At 61.2% G+C, this 23265-nt stretch carries 21 protein-coding genes; 14 read left to right on the forward strand and 7 right to left on the reverse strand.

What is annotated here, in order from left to right; all coding sequences use genetic code 11:
* Window positions 1-30: 30 nt before the first annotated feature.
* From PSAKL28_RS04515 to aotJ, 5 genes are all read left to right on the forward strand, one after another.
* On the forward strand, window positions 31-1425 hold the full coding sequence (locus PSAKL28_RS04515) for a PhoH family protein (RefSeq protein WP_038607114.1): 1395 nt from the start codon (window positions 31-33) through the stop codon (window positions 1423-1425).
* Window positions 1426-1521: 96 nt separating this feature from the next.
* Window positions 1522-1998, forward strand: a complete 477-nt coding sequence (moaC, locus tag PSAKL28_RS04520) for a cyclic pyranopterin monophosphate synthase MoaC (RefSeq protein ID WP_038607116.1) — start codon at window positions 1522-1524, stop codon at window positions 1996-1998.
* A complete protein-coding gene (moaD, locus tag PSAKL28_RS04525) occupies window positions 1995-2240 on the forward strand; it encodes a molybdopterin converting factor subunit 1 (RefSeq protein ID WP_038607119.1) in 246 nt (81 codons plus the stop codon). The genes moaC and moaD overlap by 4 nt, the downstream gene beginning before the upstream one ends.
* Before the next feature lies 1 nt (window position 2241).
* Entirely contained in the window at window positions 2242-2688 is a 447-nt protein-coding gene (gene moaE / locus PSAKL28_RS04530; protein WP_038607121.1) for a molybdopterin synthase catalytic subunit MoaE, read from the forward strand.
* 211 nt (window positions 2689-2899) lie between these two features.
* Complete coding sequence (gene aotJ, locus PSAKL28_RS04535; protein WP_038607124.1) at window positions 2900-3673, forward strand: L-arginine-binding protein AotJ; 774 nt, start codon at window positions 2900-2902, stop codon at window positions 3671-3673.
* A 25-nt stretch (window positions 3674-3698) separates the two neighbouring features.
* Here the strand turns inward: aotJ and PSAKL28_RS04540 are convergent, their stop codons facing one another.
* The 5 genes from PSAKL28_RS04540 to PSAKL28_RS04560 all read right to left on the reverse strand — a co-directional run bounded on the left by PSAKL28_RS04540 (window position 3699) and on the right by PSAKL28_RS04560 (window position 8846).
* A complete protein-coding gene (locus PSAKL28_RS04540; protein ID WP_038607127.1) occupies window positions 3699-4325 on the reverse strand; it encodes a helix-turn-helix transcriptional regulator in 627 nt (208 codons plus the stop codon).
* Window positions 4326-4399: 74 nt separating this feature from the next.
* Entirely contained in the window at window positions 4400-5530 is a 1131-nt protein-coding gene (locus PSAKL28_RS04545; RefSeq protein ID WP_038607130.1) for an NAD(P)/FAD-dependent oxidoreductase, read from the reverse strand.
* Between the two features lie 10 nt (window positions 5531-5540).
* Window positions 5541-6491, reverse strand: coding sequence for an ornithine cyclodeaminase family protein (locus PSAKL28_RS04550; protein ID WP_038607132.1), 951 nt, complete (start codon window positions 6489-6491; stop codon window positions 5541-5543).
* Between the two features lie 162 nt (window positions 6492-6653).
* Entirely contained in the window at window positions 6654-8087 is a 1434-nt protein-coding gene (gene rhlB, locus PSAKL28_RS04555) for an ATP-dependent RNA helicase RhlB (protein WP_038616260.1), read from the reverse strand.
* 102 nt (window positions 8088-8189) lie between these two features.
* Window positions 8190-8846, reverse strand: a complete 657-nt coding sequence (locus PSAKL28_RS04560; protein ID WP_038607135.1) for an alpha/beta hydrolase — start codon at window positions 8844-8846, stop codon at window positions 8190-8192.
* Between the two features lie 336 nt (window positions 8847-9182).
* Here PSAKL28_RS04560 and PSAKL28_RS04565 point away from each other — a divergent pair, with 336 nt between their 5' ends.
* The 4 genes from PSAKL28_RS04565 to PSAKL28_RS04580 all read left to right on the forward strand — a co-directional run bounded on the left by PSAKL28_RS04565 (window position 9183) and on the right by PSAKL28_RS04580 (window position 13339).
* Window positions 9183-10211, forward strand: coding sequence for an amino acid ABC transporter substrate-binding protein (locus PSAKL28_RS04565; RefSeq protein ID WP_038607138.1), 1029 nt, complete (start codon window positions 9183-9185; stop codon window positions 10209-10211).
* Between the two features lie 66 nt (window positions 10212-10277).
* Window positions 10278-11456 (forward strand): amino acid ABC transporter permease, encoded by a 1179-nt coding sequence (locus PSAKL28_RS04570; protein WP_038607142.1) that lies wholly within the window; start codon window positions 10278-10280, stop codon window positions 11454-11456.
* A 10-nt stretch (window positions 11457-11466) separates the two neighbouring features.
* Complete coding sequence (locus tag PSAKL28_RS04575; protein WP_038607145.1) at window positions 11467-12564, forward strand: amino acid ABC transporter permease; 1098 nt, start codon at window positions 11467-11469, stop codon at window positions 12562-12564.
* A gap of 10 nt (window positions 12565-12574) precedes the next feature.
* Entirely contained in the window at window positions 12575-13339 is a 765-nt protein-coding gene (locus PSAKL28_RS04580; RefSeq protein WP_038607148.1) for an amino acid ABC transporter ATP-binding protein, read from the forward strand.
* An 82-nt stretch (window positions 13340-13421) separates the two neighbouring features.
* Here the strand turns inward: PSAKL28_RS04580 and algW are convergent, their stop codons facing one another.
* Complete coding sequence (algW, locus tag PSAKL28_RS04585) at window positions 13422-14579, reverse strand: Do family serine endopeptidase AlgW (protein WP_038607151.1); 1158 nt, start codon at window positions 14577-14579, stop codon at window positions 13422-13424.
* A 235-nt stretch (window positions 14580-14814) separates the two neighbouring features.
* Between algW and PSAKL28_RS04590 the strand changes: the two genes are divergently transcribed.
* The 3 genes from PSAKL28_RS04590 to cysN all read left to right on the forward strand — a co-directional run bounded on the left by PSAKL28_RS04590 (window position 14815) and on the right by cysN (window position 18543).
* Entirely contained in the window at window positions 14815-15573 is a 759-nt protein-coding gene (locus PSAKL28_RS04590; RefSeq protein WP_038607153.1) for a Nif3-like dinuclear metal center hexameric protein, read from the forward strand.
* A 136-nt stretch (window positions 15574-15709) separates the two neighbouring features.
* Window positions 15710-16627 carry a sulfate adenylyltransferase subunit CysD gene (gene cysD / locus PSAKL28_RS04595; protein ID WP_038607156.1) on the forward strand — a complete coding sequence of 306 codons (918 nt, stop codon included), beginning with the start codon at window positions 15710-15712 and terminating at the stop codon, window positions 16625-16627.
* Window positions 16628-16641: 14 nt separating this feature from the next.
* A complete protein-coding gene (cysN, locus tag PSAKL28_RS04600; RefSeq protein WP_038607159.1) occupies window positions 16642-18543 on the forward strand; it encodes a sulfate adenylyltransferase subunit CysN in 1902 nt (633 codons plus the stop codon).
* 123 nt (window positions 18544-18666) lie between these two features.
* Here the strand turns inward: cysN and PSAKL28_RS04605 are convergent, their stop codons facing one another.
* Entirely contained in the window at window positions 18667-19146 is a 480-nt protein-coding gene (locus tag PSAKL28_RS04605) for an Lrp/AsnC family transcriptional regulator (protein ID WP_038607162.1), read from the reverse strand.
* A gap of 127 nt (window positions 19147-19273) precedes the next feature.
* On the opposite strand from PSAKL28_RS04605, the gene PSAKL28_RS04610 reads away from it, so the two are divergent.
* Complete coding sequence (locus PSAKL28_RS04610; RefSeq protein ID WP_038607165.1) at window positions 19274-20470, forward strand: methionine gamma-lyase; 1197 nt, start codon at window positions 19274-19276, stop codon at window positions 20468-20470.
* 37 nt (window positions 20471-20507) lie between these two features.
* Window positions 20508-23207, forward strand: a complete 2700-nt coding sequence (gene mdeB / locus PSAKL28_RS04615) for an alpha-ketoglutarate dehydrogenase (RefSeq protein ID WP_051939594.1) — start codon at window positions 20508-20510, stop codon at window positions 23205-23207.
* The last annotated feature ends 58 nt before the right edge of the window (window positions 23208-23265 follow it).

Genomic DNA, 23265 nt, shown 5'->3' on the forward strand with positions numbered 1-23265 from the left:
GTTGTATGGCTTCCACAAAGGTGACCGAGTATGGATGATCAAGGACGCACCACTTCCTCCAACCAGCCAATCCTTTATGTGCTCGATACCAATGTACTGATCCACGATCCAAACGCATTGCTCAATTTCGAGGAGCACCACGTCGCCATACCGATGACGGTGCTGGAGGAGCTCGACAAACTCAAGACCGGAAAGCACACCATCGCCGCTGAATGTCGCCAGGCCATCCGCCTGATCGACCAGACCCTGGGCGATGCCACGCCAGCTGACGTTGAACAGGGCGTGCCAATCCAGCGTGGCAAGAGCGGGCCCAAGGGCTTTCTGTCCATCCTGATGAGCCCGCGCAACGAGCCCAACCGCCTGCTGCCGGAAACCCTCAACGACAACATCATCATCAACCAGTTGCTTGAGCTGCGTAGCCGGCGCAAGGACATGGATGTGGTGCTGGTGACCAAAGACATCAACATGCGCCTCAAGGCCCGCGCCTGTGGGATCGCGGCCGAGGACTACAGCACCGACCAGCTGGTTGACGACGTTTCCCTGTTGTCCAAGGGCTATCACAGTGTCACCGGGTCGTTCTGGGACCGGGTCAGCAAGGTCGAGACCCGCCAGGAGCGTGGCCGCACCTGGCACCGGGTGCAAATGATCGACAACCTGCCGGCGGTGCACATCAACGAGTTCATCATTGACGAGCAGGGCTTCGTTGGCTGGATCAAGGGCATCAAAGACGACGAGTTGCTGTTGCTCGACCTGCACCAGGAGCCTCTGTTGCACCAGGAAGCCTGGGGCCTGAAACCGCGTGACATCCATCAGAGCCTGGCCTTGTTCGCGCTGCTTGATCCGGACATTCACCTGGTCAACCTGACCGGCGCCGCCGGTTCCGGTAAAACCATCCTCGCCCTGGCCGCCGCCATTGAGCAGACCATGGTCAGCAAGCGTTACCGGCGCATCATCGCCACCCGCAGCGTGCAGGGGCTGGACCAGGAGATCGGCTTTTTGCCGGGCACCGAAGCCGAGAAAATGGAGCCCTGGCTCGGGGCGATCACCGACAACCTCGAAGCGCTGCACATGGATGATGAAAACACCCATGGCAGTGTCGACTACATCCTTGAACGGGTGCCGCTGCAGTTCAAATCGCTGAACTACATTCGCGGCCGCAGCTTCCAGCAAAGCCTGATCCTGATTGACGAATGCCAGAACCTTACCCCGCACCAGATGAAAACTATCATCACCCGTGCCGGTACCGGTTCGAAGGTGATCTGCCTGGGTAACCTGGCGCAGATCGACACCCCTTACCTGTCCGCTACCAGCTCGGGCCTGACCTACCTGACCGAGCGTTTCAAAGACTTCCCCAACGGCGTGCACATCACCCTGCAGGGCGTACCGCGCTCGATTCTGGCCGAATACGCCGAAACGCACCTGTAACCGACAACCACCGGGCGGCCTTGCCGCCCGGTTTTTTTCGCTGCGACATCCGCACCCTTGGGTTTACACTCTTTACTCCTGAACAGGAGGAAGGCTGTGCTGACTCATCTCGATTCCCAAGGTCGGGCCACTATGGTCGACGTTACCGATAAAGCCGTGACCTCGCGTGAGGCTGTGGCCGAAGCGCGGGTACGCATGCTCCCGCAAACCCTGCAGATGATTGTCGATGGCGAGCACCCCAAGGGTGATGTCTTCGCCGTGGCCCGCATTGCCGGTATCCAGGCGGCGAAGAAGACCAGCGACCTGATCCCGTTGTGCCACCCGCTGATGCTGACCAGCGTCAAGGTCGAGCTCAGCGCCGAAGGCAACGACACTGTCTATATCGTCGCGCGCTGCAAACTGGCCGGGCAGACCGGCGTGGAAATGGAAGCCCTGACCGCCGCCAGCGTCGCTGCGCTGACCATCTACGACATGTGCAAAGCGGTTGACCGCGGCATGATCATCGACGGTGTGCGAGTACTGGAAAAGCTCGGCGGCAAAAGCGGCCATTACCAGGCGGATGACGTGAAATGAGCATCAAGGTGATGTATTTCGCGCGTTACCGCGAAGCGCTGGGCGTCGATAGCGAGAAACTCGAAGGTGCGTTCGCTACCCTGGACGACGTGCGCAAGGCGTTGGTCGCCAAGGGTGGCAAGCATGAAGTTCTGAGCGAACAGAACCTGATGTGCGCGCGTAACGAAGAACTCTGCAAGCTTGACGAGCCAGTGACAGACGGCGACGAAGTGGCGTTCTTCCCCCCCGTGACCGGAGGCTGAAATGAGCATTCGTGTCCAGACTGAAGCCTTTGATCCGGGCGTTGAAGTCAACGCCATGCATGCCGCCAATGTCGGTGTTGGCGCGGTGGTCGGCTTTGTTGGCTACGTGCGCGACTTCAATGACGGCCAGGAAGTGGCGGGGATGTTCCTGGAGCACTATCCGGGCATGACTGAAAAGGCCCTGGCCAAGATTGTCGTTGAGGCCGAGCAGCGCTGGCCGCTGCTCAAGGTCGAGGTTCTGCATCGTATTGGCGCGCTCGAGCCCGGCGAACCCATCGTCTTTGTTGGCGTGGCCAGTGCTCATCGTCAGGCTGCGTTTGATGCCTGCAATTTCATCATGGATTACCTCAAGACCCGCGCACCGTTCTGGAAGAAAGAACAGACCGGTGACGGCCCGCGTTGGGTCGAGGGCAAGCAGAGTGATGAAGACGCGGCGGGGCGTTGGTAGTTGACCTTTTCGCGGGGCAAGCCCGCTCCCACAGGGATGGTGAATATCCTGTGGGAGCGGGCTTGCCCCGCGATGCTTTTGCCTGTTGAGTTTTTATACAATAAAGTCCAGTATGGAATTATAAGTACAAAATAATTCCAGGCCGTCGCGTGCCTGCCCCTTTCCCTCTGTCTTGCAACACACCTCCAATAACGAGCGAGAGAGACCCAGCATGAAGAACTTCACCCTGATCAGCGGTCTGGCCCTGAGCCTGATGGCCGGCAGCCTGTTCGCCGCCGAAGAAACCTTGCGCATTGGCATCGAAGCCGCTTACCCACCCTTTGCCTCGAAGAACGACAAAGGCGAGATCGTTGGCTTCGACTACGACATCGGCAATGCCTTGTGCGCGCAGATGCAGGTCAAATGCGTGTGGAACGAGGTGGAGTTCGACGGCCTGATCCCGTCGCTGAAAGTGAAGAAAATCGATGCGGCCTTGTCGTCGATGACCATCACTGACGAGCGCAAGAAGTCGGTCGACTTTACCCACAAGTACTACTTCACCTCATCGCGGCTGGTGATGAAGAAGGGCGCCACGGTCGATGACCAGTACGCCAGCCTCAAGGGCAAGACCGTGGGTGTGCAGCGCGCCACCACCACCGATCGCTACGCCACCGAAGTGCTGGAGCCCAAGGGCATCATCATCAAGCGCTACAGCAACAACGAAGAGATCTACATGGACCTGGCATCCGGGCGTGTCGATGCGATTTTCGCCGACACCATCCCTCTGGATGATTTCCTGTCGATGCCGCGCGGTGCTGACTATGCCTTCGTCGGTCCAGAGCTGAAGGACCCGAAATACGTCGGTGAAGGTGCCGGGATCGCGGTGCGCAAGGGTAACGAGGCGCTGGTGAGCAAACTCAACAAAGCCATCGACGACATCCGCGCCAACGGCGAGTACCAGAAGATTCAGTCGAAGTACTTCAAGACCGACATCTACGGCGATTGATCGCCGCGCTCAGGGCCTGAAGCTTTCAGGCCTTGAGTTCCTTCAGGTGCTTGTACACCGTCGCCCGTCCCATCCCCAGCACATTGGCCACGTAGTTGGCCGCACTCTTGCCCTTGAACGCGCCCTCGGCGTGCAGGGCCAGGACCAGCTCGCGTTTATGCTCGCGGGTCAGTACGTTCAGGCTCAACTGGCGCTGGCGTAGCCAGCTGTTGAGGAAGGTATTGATACGCTCCTGCCAGTCGTCGCGAAACAGCGCGTCGGGCTGGGGAATCAGCTTGCTCGGCGACAGGAACAGGTCCAGCGCGGCCCTGGCGTTTTCGAACAGGGAAATGTTCAGGTTGATGCACAGCACTGCCAGCGGTGTGCCCGCCTCATTGCGCAATACGGTGCTCAGCGAGCGGATCTTCTGCCCGTCCCAGTTGAGCTTCTCGTAGGGGCCGATATTGGTTTCATCGGTGCCGGTCTCGAGCAGGTCTTCCAGCGCGGCATCATCACCGATCTCGCGTTTCGACAGGTTGTTGGCGATGTAGTCGATTTTCTGGTTGCGCAGGTCGTGCAGCACCACCTCGGCGTGGGGGAAGAACAGCGTGGCAATGGCATCGGCGATGGCCCGGTAGTTGTCCAGGACAGGGTCGGGGCGAGGGGTCGACATTCAGGCAGGCTCCAGGCGGTGTCAGCGCCCTTGGCACAAGGGCGCTGCGAGTGTGCCGCAATCGCGGCGGCGCGTCATCCCTGCAGGCGGCGCGGGGAAAGCATCGCGGCGTTCAGGCCAAAGCCCTTGAGGGCCTCGGGCAGGTCTTCGCCACGCACCAGGGCGGCGCTGGCCTGGCCCATGGCGGGCGAGGTCTGGATGCCATAACCACCTTGTGCCGCTACCCAGAACAGGCCGGGCACCTGTGGGTCGAAACCGGCCACCAGATCACCGTCGGTAACGAAGCTGCGTAGGCCGGCCCAGGTGCGGGTGGGCCGGCGAATGCTCAGAGTGGTGGCTTCTTCGATCTGGTAGATGCCCATGGCAATGTCCAGCTCTTCGGCCTGCACGTCATGGGGTTCGACCGGGTCGGCATTGGCGGGCGAGCCGAGCAGCATGCCGGCGTCGGGCTTCATGTAGAACGATTCGTCGAGACTGACCAGCATCGGCCAGGCATGGCTGTTGATGCCCTCGGGGCCGGCGAAGATGAAGGCCGCGCGACGTTTGGGCTGCAGGCCAAGCGCTTGCGCACCGGCCAGTACAGCGATGTGGTCGGCCCAGGCGCCAGCGGCGTTGATCAGCACCGGTGCGCTGAAGGTGCCACGGCTGGTCTGCACCTGCCAGAGCCCCTTGTCATCGCGGCTCAGTTGCTGGACCTCGCAATCGCTGTGCACTTCACCCTGCTGACGGCGGATACCGCGCAGGTAGCCCTGGTGCAGGGCATCGGTGTCGATGTCGCTGGCGCTCGGGTCGTACAGGGCGCCATGGACTTTGTCGCGGCGTAGCACCGGCAGACGGGCGCAGGCCTGGTCGGCGCTGAGCAGTTCGACTTCCGGCACACAGGCCTTGGCGCTTTGATACTGACGCTGCAGCTCTTCAGGATCGCCAGTGAGGTCGACGGTCATTTCCCCGCGCGGGCTGAGCAGCGGATGCTCGGCAAAGCCTGCCGGCGGATGATCGAAAAACTCTCGGCTGGCCAGGGTCAGGGCACGCACCTGCGGCGTTCCATAAGCAGCGGTATACAGTGCGGCCGAACGCCCGGTGGAGTGATAGCCCGGTTGCGACTCGCGTTCGAGCAGCAACACCCGGCCGTGAGCGGCCAGCCAGTAGCCGGTGGAAGCGCCCGCGATACCGGCACCAATGATGATGTAATCAGCCTGTTGCATGGGTATCTCCTCAGTCGGCGCGCTGCAGGCGGTACAGGGCGTTGGCCAGGGCGATGTCTTCCAGGCCCAGACCGATGGAGCGGAAGAAAGCGTGGCGCTGGTAAGTCGGGGCAGGGGCCTGGTTGCTCAACAACTGCGCCAGATCACCGACGATGGCTTCCGGTTGCCAACCATGTTGCTCCGCCGCGATACGCATTTCGCCAGCGCTGCCCGGGGTGGTTACCCGGTAGTCGCAATACACATCCATGGCGCCGAGGCTGGCGGGCGGTACTTCATGGGCGCGCACGGCATTGGTGCTGATCGAGGTGATCAGCGCCGGTTTGCTCAAGGTGGCCGGGTCGATAACCGGGCTGGCCGAGGAGGTGCACAGCATGATCACATCGGCATCCTCCAGCGCCTGGTCGAGGCTGTCGCTGAGTGTCAGGCGTGGGTCGAGGTCAAGCAGCGCCTGGCGCTGTTCGGCGCTTTGCCCGGCCAGGCTGGGCGAGAACAGGCGAATGTCCTGCCACTCGCGCAGGCCGCGAACATAGTGCAGGTGGGTGCGGGCGATCGGGCCGCTGCCGATCACTGTCAGGCGCCGGGCACTGGCGGCGGCCAGGGCATCGACCGCGACAGCGGTGGTGGCGGCGGTACGCGCGGTGGTCAGTTCGCCAGCATCGCACAGCAGTAGCGGCTGGCCGCTGTCCATGGACATAAGCAAGGTCCAGGCGGTGACCAGCGGGCCTTGTTCGCGGACGATGTAAGGCGAGGTTTTCACACCGTAGACTCGTTCCTGCGCCAGTACCCCGCCGTAGTTGATGAAGTCACCCTGGCCAGCCGGGAACTCCACCAGCTGTTGCGGCGGCTGCACGGCTTGCCCGGCCGCCAGGTCCCGGAACAGGCTGCGCAGGATCTGCGGGACATCCACCTGGGTCAGCAGTTGGCGGGCGAGCTGTTGATCGATGACGAGAGGCGTGGACATACGAGTCTCCATATAAACTATTTTGTCTATTATGGACTCTTTGTTTATTTGGGCAATATCGTTGGTCTGAAAATGCTCAAAAGCATCGCGGGGCAAGCCCGCTCCCACCGGTTGAACACACCCTGTGGGAGCGGGCTTGCCCCGCGATGAATTACAACTTGATCAGTGATGCTTGCGCGGCACTGGCTTGAGCAGTTCGGTCGGCGGCATCTCGCAGCTGATCTTGCGACCCAGCAGCTCTTCGATGGCCGGCAACTGGTAGGAGTCATCCTCACCGGCGAAGCTGATCGACACACCGCTGGTGCCAGCACGACCGGTACGACCGATACGGTGGACGTAATCGTCCGGATCTTCCGGCAAGGTGAAGTTGATCACATGGCTGATGCCGTCGATGTGGATGCCACGACCGGCGACGTCGGTCGCCACCAGCACGGTAATGCGGCCTTCGCGGAAGTTTTCCAGGGTCTTGATGCGCTTGTGCTGAGGCACGTCACCCGACAGCTGCGCGGCGTTGACGCCATCGCGTACCAGGCGTTCTTCGATGCGCCGCACTTCATCCTTGCGGTTGGCGAAGACCATCACCCGTTCCCATTTGTTCTCGGTCACCAGGTTGTACAGCAGCTTGTACTTGTCGCTGCCGGCAACGGCATAAACGTGCTGTTCGACGGTTTCGCTGGCAACGTTCTCCGGCTCGATCTCGACGATGGACGGGTCGGTGGTCCACTGCTTGGCCAGGTTCATCACGTCTTCGGTGAAGGTCGCGGAGAACAGCAGGGTCTGGCGTTCGCTCTTCGGCGGGGTCTGGCGGATGATCTGCCGTACCTGCGGGATGAAGCCCATGTCGAGCATGCGGTCGGCTTCGTCCAGTACCAGCACTTCGACCATGTCCAGGTGGGCTTCACCGCGTTGGTTGAAGTCCAGCAGACGGCCGGGGGTAGCCACGAGAATGTCGCAGTGGCGCGCTTCGAGGGCCTTGAGCTGCTTGTCGAAGTCCATGCCGCCAACGAAGGTCATCACGTTCAGGCCGGTGTACTTGGTCAGCGCCGCGGCGTCCTTGGCGATCTGCACCACCAGTTCACGGGTCGGGGCGATGATCAGTGCCCGTGGCTCGCCCATGTAGCGCTCTTTTGGCGGCGGGGTCTGCTGCAACTGGGAAATGATCGAGATCAGGAAGGCGGCAGTCTTGCCGGTGCCGGTCTGGGCGCGGCCAATGGCATCTTTGCCGCGCAGGGTATGACCCAGCACTTGTGCCTGGATCGGCGTGCAGTAAGGAAAGCCCAGGTCATGGATCGCATGCATCAGCTCGGGCGAGAGCTTGAAGTCATGGAACCGGGTCTTGCCTTCTTGCGGCTCGACCACGAAATCTTCCAGCTTCCAGGTGGAGGCTGCAGGTTTTGGCTTGCGCTCACGGCGCGGTTTGGGCTCGGCCGGCTTTTCGGCGCGTGCCGGTTGGGCAGCCTCGGCTTCGGTCTTGAGCGGGGCGGCCGGGGCAGGGGCCATGGGTGCTGCGGGCGGCTGCATCACGGGGGCAGCGCTTTCGGTGGCGAGTTGCTCAACCTCGCTCTTGCCGAACATCTTCTTGAGTGCTTTGAGCACGGTCATCTCATCAATTGGTTAAGGAATGTACGCCGGCCAGTGTAATGCAAGAATCGGGCGCGGCGTAGTGGATTGCACTGACAACTACAGGGAAGTCTTCTTTTAACGCAGGCGTTCGGTAAGCCAGACAGCGATATCGCGGATTTCCTCGTTCAGCACTTCGTGCTCCATGGGGTATTCCTTCCACTCAACGTTGATGCCCCAATGCTTGAGGTGCTCATAAGCGCTGCGGCCCATGGCCGGTAACACCACCGGGTCGTAGACACCGTGCAGGCACAGGGCCGGGGTACGTTGCTGGCAAGCGCTCAGTTCACGCTCCTGGGCAAAGGTCGGCGCATAGGTCGACAGGGCGATCACACCGCCCAAGGCTTCTTGCCACTTTATATAAGCAGTGTGCAGCACCACCGCGCCGCCCTGGGAGAAACCGGCGAGAACGATACGGGCCAGGTCGATGCCTTTGGCCTGTTCGGCCTTGATCAGCTCGATCACCTGCTCGGCCGAAGCCTTCAGTTGATCTTCATCGATCGCCCGCGCCGGCGTCATAGCCTTGATGTCGTACCAGCTGGGCATTTCATAACCACCGTTGATGGTCACCGGACGGGTGGGCGCCTGGGGCATGACGAAGCGGGTGGTCAGCAGAACTTCCTGCAAGGCTTCGGCCACCGGCATGAAGTCGTAACGATCAGCCCCCAGGCCGTGCAACCAGATCACACAGGCGTCTGCGGTTTTTTGTGGTTCGAGAATCAACGGGTGGCTCATGACTGCTCCGAAAGTGTGCGCGCGCTCTTGTTTGCGTGCATGAAATGAAGGCGCGTCGGGTAAATCCGGGAAAAACCTGTCGCAACGTTGCAAGTTTTCCTATTGACGTTAACTGAAACGCTTTAGCCGTTCAGTGTGGTACGCGCTTTGCTATGAAACTCCTGATGCGAGGTTACACGTTTTGGACGGTAACACCCGTTAGCGGTCCCCAAGGCTGTCACAGAACAGCGCATTGCGCCAATTGACCCAAAAACAAGCCAACACGGGTCGGATGCGCCTCATAAGGGTGCGGTGCAATCCCGGCTCAACACAATAAGAGCAAAACTGGAGGTTTGAATGAAGATGTTGAAATCCACCCTGGCAGTGGTTACCGCTGCTACCGTGCTCGGTATCAGCGGTATCGCACAGGCAGGTGCGACCCTGGACGCCGTGCAGAAGAAGGGCTTCGTTCAGTGTGGTGTCAGTGACGGCTTGCCGGGCTTTTCGGTTCCGGATGCCAAGGGCAACATCGTTGGTATCGACGCAGACGTCTGCCGCGCAGTGGCCGCAGCGGTGTTCGGCGATGCCAAGAAGGTCAAGTTCAGCCAGCTCAACGCCAAGGAGCGCTTCACCGCGCTGCAGTCCGGCGAAGTCGACGTGCTGTCGCGTAACACCACCTGGACCAGCTCGCGTGACGCCGGCATGGGCCTGGTGTTCGCCGGTGTTACCTATTACGACGGCATCGGTTTCCTGGTCAACAAGAAGCTCGGCGTTTCCAGCGCCAAGGAACTGGACGGTGCAACCATCTGCATCCAGGCCGGTACCACCACCGAACTCAACGTCTCCGACTACTTCCGCGCCAATGGCCTGAAGTACACCCCGATCACCTTCGACACCTCCGACGAAAGCGCCAAATCGCTGGAATCCGGCCGTTGCGACGTGCTGACCTCGGACAAGTCGCAGCTCTACGCACAGCGCTCCAAGCTGGCCGCCCCGGCCGATTACGTAGTCCTGCCGGAAACCATTTCCAAGGAACCGCTGGGCCCAGTGGTACGTAAAGGCGATGAAGAGTGGTTCAGCATCGTCAAGTGGACCCTGTTCGCCATGCTCAATGCCGAAGAAATGGGCATCAACTCGAAGAACGTCGAAGCTGAAGCCAAAGCCACCAAGAACCCTGACGTGGCCCGTATGCTCGGCGCCGACGGCGAATACGGCAAGGACCTGAAACTGCCGAAGGACTGGGTGGTGCAGATCGTCAAACAGGTCGGCAACTACGGTGAAGTGTTCGAGAAGAACCTGGGCAAGGAAACCCCACTGCAAATCGACCGCGGCCTGAACGCCCTGTGGAACAACGGCGGCATCCAGTACGCGCCACCAGTGCGCTGACGGTTGCGGCCTGCGGCGGCCCATGCCGCCGCAGGCTGTTCGCATCCCTTCCTTGCGGGGCATTACATGCAAAATCAAATCGGCGCACCTAAGGGGCTATCCCTTAACGATCCACGTGTGCGTGCGTGGCTGTTCCAGATCATCACCGTGGTCGCGGTGCTGGCTCTGGGCTGGTACCTGTTTCACAACACCCAGACCAACCTGCAACATCGCGGGATCACTTCGGGCTTTGACTTTCTCGAGCGCAGTGCCGGTTTCGGCATCGCCCAGCACCTGATTCCCTACACCGAACAGGACAGTTATGCCCGGGTTTTCGTCATCGGCTTGCTCAATACGCTGCTGGTGACCTTTATCGGCATCATTCTGGCGACCCTGTTGGGCTTCATCATCGGTGTGGCGCGGTTGTCACCGAACTGGATGATCAACAAGCTGGCCACCGTGTATGTCGAGACTTTCCGTAACATCCCACCGCTGTTGCAGATCCTGTTCTGGTACTTCGCGGTGTTTCTGACCCTGCCGGGACCGCGGGGCAGTATCAACATCAACGACGCCTTCTTTATCAGCAACCGGGGCCTGAACATGCCCGGTGCTTCTGTGGCCGAAGGATTCTGGCCATTCGTCGTCAGCTTGGTGCTGGCCATTGTTGCCATCGTGGTGATGGTGCGCCTGGCCAACCGGCGCTTCGAAGCCACCGGCGAGCCGTTTCACAAGTTCTGGGTCGGTCTGTTCCTGTTCTTCGGTATTCCGGCGCTCAGCGTGTTGCTGGCGGGTAGCCCGCTGCACTGGGAAATGCCGCAGCTCAAGGGTTTCAACTTCGTTGGCGGCTGGGTGCTGATCCCCGAATTGCTGGCCCTGACCCTGGCGCTGACCATCTACACCGCTGCATTCATCGCCGAAATCGTGCGTTCGGGTATTCGCTCGGTCAGCTACGGCCAGACCGAAGCAGCCCGCTCCCTGGGGCTGCGCGAAGGCCCGACCCTGCGCAAGGTGATCATTCCCCAGGCGTTGCGGGTGATCATTCCACCGCTGACCAGCCAGTACCTGAACCTGGCGAAGAACTCTTCGCTGGCGGCCGGTATCGGCTATCCGGAAATGGTCTCGTTGTTCGCCGGCACCGTGCTCAACCAGACCGGCCAGGCCATCGAGGTGATCGCCATCACCATGAGCGTCTATCTGGCCATCAGCATCAGCATTTCCCTGCTGATGAACTGGTACAACAAGCGCATTGCGCTGATCGAGCGGTGAGGATACGCGCATGACTACCCATGTTTTCAAACCTGATATGCCGCCGCCGGTGAAAACCGTCGGCGTGCTGGCCTGGATGCGCGCCAACCTGTTCTCCAGCTGGCTCAACACCTTGCTTACGCTGTTTGCCCTGTACCTGGTGTGGCTGATCGTGCCGCCGCTGCTGCAGTGGTCGATCTTCGATGCCAACTGGGTTGGCACCACGCGCGCCGACTGCACCAAGGACGGCGCCTGCTGGGTGTTCATCCAGCAGCGTTTCGGCCAGTTCATGTACGGCTACTACCCGACCGAACTGCGCTGGCGCGTCGACCTGACCGTGTGGCTGGCGGTGATCGGCGCGGCGCCGCTGTTTATCGCGCGCTTCCCGCGCAAGGCGATCTACGGTCTGAGCTTTTTGGTGCTGTATCCGCTTATTGCCTTCACCTTGTTGCACGGCGGCTACCTGGGCCTTAGCACAGTACCGACCAACCAATGGGGCGGGCTGATGCTGACCTTGGTAATCGCCACTGTCGGCATCGTCGGCGCGTTGCCGCTGGGCATCCTGCTGGCGCTGGGGCGGCGTTCGAACATGCCGGCGGTGAAAGTGGTCTGCGTGACCTTCATCGAGTTCTGGCGCGGCGTGCCGTTGATCACCGTGCTGTTCATGTCGTCGGTGATGCTGCCGCTGTTCCTGCCTGAGGGCATGAGCTTCGACAAGCTGCTGCGGGCGATGATCGGGGTCATCCTGTTCCAGTCGGCGTATATCGCCGAAGTGGTGCGTGGTGGCCTGCAGGCCATCCCCAAAGGCCAGTACGAAGCCGCTGCGGCGATGGGCCTGGGTTACTGGCGCGCAATGGGTCTGGTAATCCTGCCGCAAGCCCTGAAGCTGGTGATTCCCGGCATCGTCAACACCTTCATTGCCCTGTTCAAGGACACCAGCCTGGTGATCATCATCGGCCTGTTCGACCTGCTCAACAGCGTCAAGCAGGCCGCTGCCGACCCGACCTGGCTGGGCATGGCGACCGAGGGTTACGTGTTTGCCGCCCTGGTTTTCTGGATTTTCTGTTTCGGTATGTCCCGCTACTCCATGCATCTGGAGCGCAAGCTGGATACAGGCCACAAGCGTTAGGAGTGTTCCCATGAGTGAAGCGATCAAACAGCCTGTGAGCCCTGAAGGCATTATTCAGATGCAGGGCGTGAACAAGTGGTACGGCCAGTTCCACGTGCTCAAGGACATCAACCTGAATGTGCGCCAGGGCGAGCGTATCGTCCTGTGCGGGCCGTCGGGCTCGGGCAAGTCCACCACCATCCGCTGCCTCAACCGTCTGGAAGAGCACCAGCAGGGCCGCATCGTGGTCGATGGCGTGGAACTGACCAACGACCTCAAGCAGATCGAAGCGATCCGCCGTGAAGTCGGCATGGTGTTCCAGCATTTCAACCTGTTTCCGCACCTGACCATCCTGCAGAACTGCACCCTGGCACCGATGTGGGTGCGCAAGCTGCCCAAGCGCAAGGCCGAGGAAATTGCCATGCACTACCTGGAGCGGGTGCGGATTCCGGAGCAGGCCAACAAGTATCCGGGGCAATTGTCCGGTGGTCAGCAGCAGCGGGTGGCGATTGCCCGTGCGCTGTGCATGAAGCCAAAGATCATGCTGTTCGATGAACCGACCTCGGCGCTCGATCCGGAGATGGTCAAGGAAGTGCTCGACACCATGGTCAGCCTGGCGGAAGACGGCATGACCATGCTCTGCGTGACCCACGAGATGGGCTTTGCCCGCACGGTGGCGAACCGGGTAATCTTCATGGACAAGGGGGAGATTGTCGAGCAGGCGGCACCGGACGACTTCTTCGACCGGCCGCAGAATGAGCGGACCAAGCTGTTCCTGAGTCAGATCCTGCACTGACCCCATCGCGGGGCAAGCCCGCTCCCACAGGTAAACCACAAAACCTGTGGGAGCGGGCTTGCCCCGCGATGCTGTTAGCCCATCAGTTTTCTTCTTTGGCTGCCGGTGCCGGCGGTGGACGCAAGCCGATTTCAGCAGTCAGCTTCAATTCCTTGCCGTTACGCATCACCTGGATCGCCACCTTGTCGTTGGGCTTGATCCGCGCCACCTGGTTCATCGAGCGACGACCGTCACCCGCTGGCTCGCCATTGATGCTGAGAATCACATCACCCAGTTGCAGGCCGGCCTTTTGCGCCGGACCGTCGCGGAAGATGCCTGCCACCACGATCCCCGGACGGCCCTGCATGCCGAACGACTCCGCCAGCTCCTGGCTCAGCGGCTGCACTTCGATACCCAGCCAGCCACGAATCACCTGACCGTGCTCGATGATCGCCTTCATCACCTCCAGCGCCAGCTTGGTCGGGATAGCGAAGCCGATGCCCTGGGATCCACCGGATTTGGAGAAGATCGCCGTGTTGATGCCGGTCAGGTTGCCGTTGGCGTCGACCAGGGCGCCACCGGAGTTGCCCGGGTTGATTGCCGCGTCAGTCTGGATGAAGTCTTCGTAGTTGTTCAGGCCCAGCTGGTTACGGCCGGTGGCACTGATGATACCCATGGTGACGGTCTGGCCGACACCGAAGGGGTTGCCGATGGCCAGGGCGACGTCGCCGATGTGAATGCTGTCGGAGCGGCCGATGGTGATCGACGGCAGGTTCTTCAGGTCGATCTTGAGGACCGCCAGATCGGTTTCCGGGTCGCTGCCGATGACCCGCGCCAGGGTTTCGCGGCCGTCCTTGAGTGCCACCACGATCTGGTCGGCGCCGGAGGTCACGTGGTTGTTGGTCAGCAGGTAGCCTTCCGGGCTCATGATCACCGCCGAGCCCAGGCTCGACTCCCAGCGCCGCTGCTTGGGCAGGTTGTCGCCGAAGAAACGGCGGAACTGCGGGTCTTCGAACAGCGGGTGCGCGGTCTTGTTGACCACTTTTGTGGTGTACAGGTTGGCCACCGCCGGTGCGGCAATGCTCACGGCGTCGGCGTAGGACACCGGCCCCTGCATGATCCGCGTGGTTTGCGGGGCCTGCTGCAGGTTGACGTCCTGGCTGGGCAGACCGACCCATTGTGGAAAGCGCTGGATGATCAGCAGGGCGATCAGCACGCCGACCAGCAGCGGCCAGGCAAAGTAACGCAAAGCCTTGAACATTGAACGAATCCTGGGAGTGGGCAGAGGGCCGCTTAACTGCGTGGGAGCGAGCGCGCGCGATCATACTGCCACCGAAGCGGTGCAGGAACTGTTAAATCGCAGCCGAGCCGTGGATACAGCGTGCAGGCCCCCAGGCAACCGCCGTCGGTTTCCCCAAACCCGGCGACGGCCCATAATGGCGGTCATTATACGGGGCCTTGCGCCGCGCTGAACTGCTGAATTGAGGAGTCTTTTCATGGCTGTTGCCCTGAGTACCCTGGTCGAGGAAGCCGAACGCTACCTTGGCAGCGCAAAAATCCAGGATTACTGCCCCAACGGCCTGCAGGTTGAAGGGCGTCCGCAGGTGACCCGCATCGTCAGCGGCGTCACCGCCAGCCAGGCGTTGCTGGACGCGGCGGTCGAGGCCGAAGCCGACCTGGTGCTGGTGCACCACGGTTATTTCTGGAAAGGCGAGAACCCGTGCATCACCGGGATGAAGCAGCGCCGGCTGAAAACCTTGCTGAAGAATGACCTGAGCTTGCTGGCCTATCACCTGCCGCTGGACCTGCACCCTGAAGTCGGCAACAACGTGCAGCTGGCCCGTCAGCTCGACATTACCGTCGAGGGGCCGCTGGACCCGGACAACCCGCGGGTGGTCGGTCTGGTCGGTTCGCTGGCCGAGCCCATGTCGGCGCGCGACTTTGCCCGCAAGGTGCAGGAGGTCATGGGCCGCGAGCCCCTGGTGATCGAGGGTGAGCAGATCATTCGCCGGGTCGGCTGGTGTACCGGCGGTGGCCAGGGTTACATCGACCAGGCAATTGCCGCAGGTGTCGACCTGTTCCTCAGCGGTGAGGCGTCTGAGCAGACCTTCCACAGCGCCCGCGAGAACGGCATCAGTTTCATCGCCGCCGGCCACCATGCCACCGAGCGTTACGGTGTGCAGGCACTGGGTGATTACCTGGCGCGGCGCTTTGCTCTGGAGCACCTGTTCATCGACTGTCCGAACCCGATCTGAGACTAAAACGGCAGGGCATATTCTTATACTGTTTCGATCTAGTCGGGCGCCTAAATAGAATCGAGTGCTGTGATAAAGTGGCCCGCTCGAACACGGCCCGCTGGCCGTCCATAAGATCGTATTTCCGTGAGTAGCCATGGTCGACAAACTGACGCATTTGAAACAGTTGGAGGCGGAAAGCATCCACATCATTCGTGAGGTGGCCGCCGAGTTCGATAACCCGGTGATGCTGTACTCGATCGGCAAGGATTCGGCCGTGATGCTGCATCTGGCGCGCAAAGCCTTCTTCCCGGGCAAATTGCCGTTTCCGGTGATGCATGTCGACACCCAGTGGAAATTCCAGGAGATGTACAGCTTCCGCGACAAGATGGTCGAGGAAATGGGCCTGGAGCTGATCACTCACGTGAACCCGGACGGCATCGCCCAGGGCATCAACCCGTTCACCCACGGCAGTGCCAAGCACACCGACATCATGAAGACCGAGGGCCTCAAACAGGCACTCGACAAGCATGGCTTCGATGCCGCCTTCGGCGGCGCGCGCCGCGACGAAGAGAAGTCGCGGGCCAAGGAACGTGTCTACTCGTTCCGTGACAGCAAGCACCGCTGGGACCCGAAGAACCAGCGTCCGGAGCTGTGGAACGTCTATAACGGCAAGGTCAACAAAGGCGAATCGATTCGCGTGTTCCCGCTGTCGAACTGGACCGAGCTGGATATCTGGCAGTACATCTATCTTGAAGGCATCCCGATCGTGCCGCTGTACTTCGCCGCCGAACGCGATGTGATCGAGAAGAACGGCACCCTGATCATGATCGATGACGAGCGCATCCTCGAGCACCTCTCGGATGAAGAGAAAGCCCGCATCGTCAAAAAGAAAGTACGTTTCCGTACCCTTGGCTGCTACCCGCTGACGGGCGCTGTCGAGTCTGAGGCCGAAACCCTGACCGACATCATTCAGGAAATGCTCCTGACGCGCACTTCCGAGCGCCAGGGCCGCGTCATCGACCACGATGGTGCAGGCTCGATGGAAGACAAGAAACGTCAAGGCTATTTCTAAGTTAGGGTCAGACCATGTCGCACCAATCCGAATTGATCAGCGAGGACATCCTCGCTTACCTGGCCCAGCACGAACGTAAAGAACTGCTGCGCTTTTTGACCTGCGGTAACGTCGATGACGGCAAGAGCACCCTGATCGGGCGCCTGCTGCACGACTCGAAGATGATCTACGAAGACCATCTGGAAGCCATTACCCGCGATTCGAAGAAAGTCGGCACCACCGGTGACGACATCGACCTGGCGTTGCTGGTTGACGGTCTGCAGGCCGAGCGCGAGCAGGGCATCACCATCGATGTCGCCTACCGCTACTTCTCCACCGCCAAGCGCAAGTTCATCATCGCCGACACCCCGGGCCACGAGCAGTACACCCGCAACATGGCCACCGGTGCGTCCACCTGCGACCTGGCGATCATCCTCGTCGATGCCCGTTACGGCGTGCAGACCCAAACCCGTCGCCACAGCTACATCGCGTCCCTGTTGGGCATCAAGCACATCGTCGTCGCCGTCAACAAGATGGACCTCAAAGGCTTCGATGAGGGCGTGTTCGAAAGCATCAAGGCCGACTACCTGCAGTTTGCCGAAGCCATCAACATGAGCCCGAGCAGCCTGCACTTCGTGCCGATGTCGGCGCTCAAGGGCGACAACGTGGTCAACCGCAGCGAACGTTCGCCGTGGTACACCGGCCCTGCGCTGATGGAAATCCTTGAAACCGTGGAAGTGGCGGCCGACCGCAACTTCACCGACCTGCGCTTCCCGGTGCAGTACGTCAACCGGCCGAACCTGAACTTCCGTGGCTTTGCCGGTACCCTGGCCAGCGGTGTGGTGCACAAGGGCGATGAAATCGTCGTGCTGCCATCGGGCAAGAGCAGCCGGGTCAAGTCCATCGTCACTTTCGAAGGTGAGCTGGAGAACGCTGGCCCAGGCCAGGCCGTGACCCTGACCATGGAAGACGAGATCGACATCTCCCGTGGCGACCTGCTGGTACATGCCGACAACGTTCCACCGGTGACCGACCAGTTCGACGCCATGCTCGTGTGGATGGCCGAAGAGCCAATGCTGCCGGGCAAGAAATACGACATCAAGCGCGCCACCAGCTACGTGCCGGGCTCGATTGCCAGCATTGCCCACAAGGTCGATGTCAACACCCTCGAGCAGGGCGCTGCCAGTGCTTTGCAGCTGAATGAAATCGGCAAGGTCAAGGTCAGCCTCGACGCGCCGATTGCCCTCGACGGCTATGACAGTAACCGCACTACCGGTGCCTTTATCGTCATCGACCGCCTGACCAACGGTACCGTCGGTGCGGGCATGATCATCGCGCCGCCGGTGGTGCCGCACGGCACTGTCGGTCAGCACGGCAAGCTGGCTCACGTTGACACCGCAGAACGCGCCCTGCGTTTTGGCCAGCAACCCGCCACCGTGCTGTTCAGCGGCCTCTCGGGTGCCGGCAAGAGCACCCTGGCGTATGCCGTGGAGCGCAAGCTGTTCGACATGGGCCGTGCGGTTTATGTGCTCGATGGCCAGAACCTGCGTCATGACCTGAACAAAGGTCTGCCGCAAGACCGCGCCGGACGTACCGAGAACTGGCGTCGTGCCGCGCACGTGGCGCGTCAGTTCAACGAAGCCGGCCTGCTGACCCTGGCTGCATTTGTTGCTCCGGACGCTGAAGGCCGTGAACAGGCCAAGGCGTTGATCGGCAAGGAACGTCTGATCACCGTTTACGTCCAGGCCTCGCCAATGGCTTGCCGCGAGCGCGACCCGCAAGGCCTATATGCTGCCGCTGGCGACAACATCCCGGGCGATAGCTTCCCGTACGACGTGCCGCTGGATGCCGACCTGGTGGTCGATACCCAGAACGTCAGCCTGGAAGACGGCGTCAAGCAGGTGCTGGAGCTGCTGCGTAAGCGTGGTGCGATCTAAGCATTGCGGATGAACAAGAAACCCCACCTTGGTGGGGTTTTTTGTTGTCCGCAATACAGCATCGCGGGGCAAGCCCGCTCCCACCGGGACCTCCGGTGGGAGCGGGCTTGCCCCGCGATGCGCTCAAATATGCTTCTCCGAAACCGGAATCACCCGCTTCTCCTTCACCGCCTTGAACGAAAAACTCGAGTAAATCTCCTTCACCCCCGGCAATCGTTGCAGCACCTCCCGCGCGAACTCGCCAAACGACTCCAAATCCCGCGCCAGTATCTCCAGCAGGAAGTCATAACGCCCGGAGATGTTGTGACAGGCGACGATCTCGGGAATCTCCATCAGCCGCTGCTCAAAAGCCCGGGCCATTTCCTTGGAGTGCGAGTCCATCATGATGCTGACAAAAGCAGTCACGCCAAAGCCCAGGGCCTTGGGGGAAAGGATGGCCTGGTAGCCGGTGATGTAGCCGTTCTCTTCGAGCAGTTTGACCCGCCGCCAGCATGGCGAGGTGGTCAGAGCGACGTTGTCGGCCAGCTCGGAAATGGTCAGTCGCGCGTTGTCCTGCAGGGAGGCCAGCAGGGCGCGGTCGGTACGGTCGATGGCGGTAGGCATGATTTGCCCTCCGTGGCCTGAATTCATTGTTTTTTTGTTAATAACCACAGTAGGCAGTGGTCATATTTGGAAAAAAATCAGCACCTCAGTGGCATAAGCTTATAACAAACCACAAGAGGCTGTTGTCATGAGCGGCTCTACCAAGGATTCAGGTTTCGCTACCCGTGCCATCCACCACGGTTACGACCCATTGGCCCATCAGGGTTCTCTGGTTCCACCGGTCTACCAGACCGCCACGTTTGCATTTCCGACGGTTGAGTACGGCGCAGCCTGCTTTGCCGGGGAAGAGGGCGGACACTTCTATACGCGCATTTCCAACCCTACCTTGGCCCTGCTGGAAGAGCGCATGGCCTCGCTTGAAGGCGGTGAGGCCGGGTTGGCCCTGGCCTCGGGAATGGGTGCAATCACTGCGACCTTGTGGACCCTGCTGCGGCCCGGTGATGAGGTACTGGTAGGGCGAACCTTGTACGGCTGCACCTTTGCCTTTCTGCACCACGGTATCGGTGAGTTCGGGGTCAAGGTGCGCCATGTCGACATGACTGACCTGCAGGCACTTGAAGCGGCGATCAGCGGGCAAACCAAGGTGATCTACTTCGAAACACCGGCCAACCCGAACATGCAGATGGCCGATATCGCTGCCGTGGCAACGCTTGCGCACAAGCACGCTATCACCGTGGTGGTCGATAACACCTACTGCACGCCCTACCTGCAACGACCGCTGGAGCTGGGGGCGGACCTGGTGGTGCATTCGGCGACCAAGTACCTGAGCGGCCATGGCGATATCACCGCCGGCCTGGTGGTCGGGCGCAAGGCACTGGTAAACCGGGTTAGGCTTGAAGGCCTCAAGGACATGACCGGCGCGGTAATGTCGCCCCAGGATGCCGCCTTGCTGATGCGCGGTATGAAGACCTTGAACCTGCGCATGGAGCGCCATTGCAGCAATGCCCAGACCATCGCCGAGTACCTGCAGCAGCATCCGGCCGTGGAGTTGATCAACTATCCCGGCTTGCCTGGCTTTACTCAGTACGAACTGGCCCAGCGGCAGATGCGCTTGCCCGGCGGCATGATCGCCTTTGAACTCAAGGGCGGGATCAGTGCCGGACGTCGCTTCATGAATGCCCTGCAACTGTTCAGTCGCGCCGTCAGTCTGGGCGATGCCGAATCCCTGGCCCAGCACCCGGCAAGCATGACCCATTCCAGCTATACCCCTGAGGAGCGTGCCCGGTACGGCATCTCGGAGGGGCTGGTGCGGTTGTCGGTCGGGCTTGAAGATATCGACGACCTGCTGGCCGATATCGAGCAGGCACTGAAAGCCTGCGCCTGAAACCATCAAGGATGAGGCCAATGCAATGGTGGCAATGATGAGCCTTGTGCCCGGTGAAGGTGTGCCGCACCGCCTGGGTGATGATCCACAAGCCGACAGCGATCCGGGTGAAACCGCCGAGTGGCTCGACGCGCTGGATTCGACCCTGCTGCACTGTGGTCCGCAGCGTGCGCGATTTCTCCTTGAGCAACTGCAGGCACATGCCCGTGAGCTGGGCCTGGAGCAAGGCGTCCAGGCCTTCTCGGCCTACCGCAATACCTTGTCGGTAGAGCAGCAGGGAGCCTATCCGGGGGATCTGGAGCTGGAAGAGCGGATTACCAGTCTCCTGCGCTGGAACGCGCTGGCCATGGTGGTGCGGGCCAATCATGCCTATGGCGACCTGGGCGGGCATATCGCCAGTTATGCCTCGGCAGCGGAAATCTTCGAGGTCGGTTTCCAGCATTTCTTTCGTGGCGAGTCCGGCGCTGAGCAACGCAGCGCCGACCTGGTGTTTTTCCAGCCGCATTCAGCGCCTGGCATCTATGCCCGGGCATTTCTCGAAGGGCGGCTGAGTGAAGAGCAACTGGCCAGCTACCGTCAGGAGGTCGCGGGCAATGGTTTGTGCTCCTATCCACACCCCTGGCTGATGCCCGACTTCTGGCAGTTTCCCACCGGTTCCATGGGCATCGGTCCGCTCAATGCGATCTACCAGGCGCGCTTCATGCGCTACCTGCACAATCGCCAGCTGCTCGACACCGGCGCCCGGCATGTCTGGGGTGTGTTCGGCGATGGCGAGATGGACGAGCCGGAGTCTATCGCCGGCCTGACCCTGGCCGCGCGCGAGCAACTGGATAACCTCACCTTTGTAGTTAACTGCAACCTGCAGCGCCTGGACGGGCCGGTACGCGGTAATGGCCAGATCATCCAGGAGCTGGAAGCGCTGTTCCGTGGTGCCGGCTGGAACGTGATCAAGGTGCTCTGGGGCTCGGAGTGGGACGCGCTGTTTGCGCGGGACAGCGAACACGTTCTGCTGCGTCAGCTGGCGGCTACCCCGGATGGTCAGTTCCAGAACCTGGGGGCCAAAGACGGCACCTACAACCTTGAGCACTTCTTCAACCAGCAACCGGCCCTGCAGAAACTGGTCGAGCACATGAGCTCCGAGGAGATCAACGCGCTCAAGCGTGGCGGCCACGATTTTCGCAAGTTGTACGCCGCCTTTGCCGCGGCCAGGGCCTGCAAGGGGCGGCCGAGCGTGATCCTGGCGAAAACCAAGAAAGGCTACGGGATGAGTGCCGCGGGTGAGTCACGCATGACTGCGCATCAAGCGAAGAAGCTCGATGTCCAGGCCTTGCTGGCTTTCCGCGATCGCTTTCACCTGCCGCTCAGCGACAGTCAGGTCGAGCAGTTGCAGTTCTATCGCCCGGCGGAGGACAGCGCCGAGCTGCGCTACCTGCGCGAGCGCCGCGCCGCGCTCGGCGGACCATTACCCGCACGGCGCAGTGACGTGCGCCCGGTAGCGGTGCCTGCGCTGGAGGCCATGGGTGGTTTTGCCTTGCAGGCCGACGGCAAGGAAATGTCTACCACCATGGCGGCGGTACGCATGCTCAGTGCCTGGCTCAAAGCCCCGGAACTGGGGCCGCGCGTGGTGCCGATCGTCGCCGATGAGGCGCGTACCTTCGGCATGGCCAGCCTGTTCCGCCAGATCGGCATCTATTCACCCCAGGGGCAGTGCTACGAGCCCGAGGATGCGGGATCGTTGCTGTCTTACAAAGAAGCCCGTGACGGTCAGTTGCTGGAGGAGGGGATCACCGAAGCCGGGGCGATTTCCTCCTGGGTGGCGGCGGCAACGTCTTATGCGGTGCACGGCGAGCCGATGCTGCCGGTGTACATCTACTACTCGATGTTCGGTTTCCAGCGCGTCGGCGATCTGATCTGGGCTGCCGCCGACCAGCGTGCCCGTGGTCTGTTGCTGGGGGCTACTGCCGGTCGCACGACCCTGGGTGGAGAAGGTTTGCAGCACCAGGACGGTTCGAGTCTGGTGATGGCCTCGATGGTGCCCAACTGCCGGGCCTGGGAGCCCTGCTTTGCCGGTGAGCTGGCGGTGATTCTCGAATATGCGGCGCGGCGCATGCTCAGCGAACAACGCGACGAGTTCCATTACGTGGCGGTGATGAACGAAAACTATCCACAACCTTCGCTGCCAGCGCAGGTGCATGAAGAGGTTTTGCGCGGCATGTACCGCTATGTCGAACAGCGCGTAGCCGCGGCGCAGGGGCGCGTGCGCCTGCTGGGTTCCGGGGCGATCCTGCGTGAGGTCATTGCTGCCAGCGAACTGTTGGCCCGCGATTGGCAGATTGCGAGCGAGGTGTTCAGCGTCACCAGCTTCAGCGAGCTGGCGCGCGAGGCGCGGGATATGGATCGCGCCAGTCGCCTGGGGCAGGACGGTGCGGGTGTCAGTCACCTGCAGCGTTGCCTGCAAGGCAGTGAGCCGGTGATCGCTGCCAGCGATTATGTGCGTGCCTGGCCGCAGCTGATTGCCGAGTATGTGCAGGCGCCCTACGTGACCTTGGGCACTGATGGCTTTGGCCGCAGCGATACACGGCAGCAGCTAAGGCGGTTTTTCGAAGTTGATCGCTTCAGTATCGTGCTGGCCAGTTTGCACAGTCTGGTGCGCCAGGGCAGTGTCGAGCGGCAGCTGCTGGATCAGGCACTGGAACGCTATGGGCACGGCTCGCGGGCGGCTCCCTGGTACAACTGAAGATAGCTATCGCGGGGCAAGCCCGCTCCCACAGGGATCACCTCAGTTCACTCTGTGG

Origin of the sequence: Pseudomonas alkylphenolica (genome assembly GCF_000746525.1) — a bacterium.
GTDB lineage: Bacteria > Pseudomonadota > Gammaproteobacteria > Pseudomonadales > Pseudomonadaceae > Aquipseudomonas > Aquipseudomonas alkylphenolica.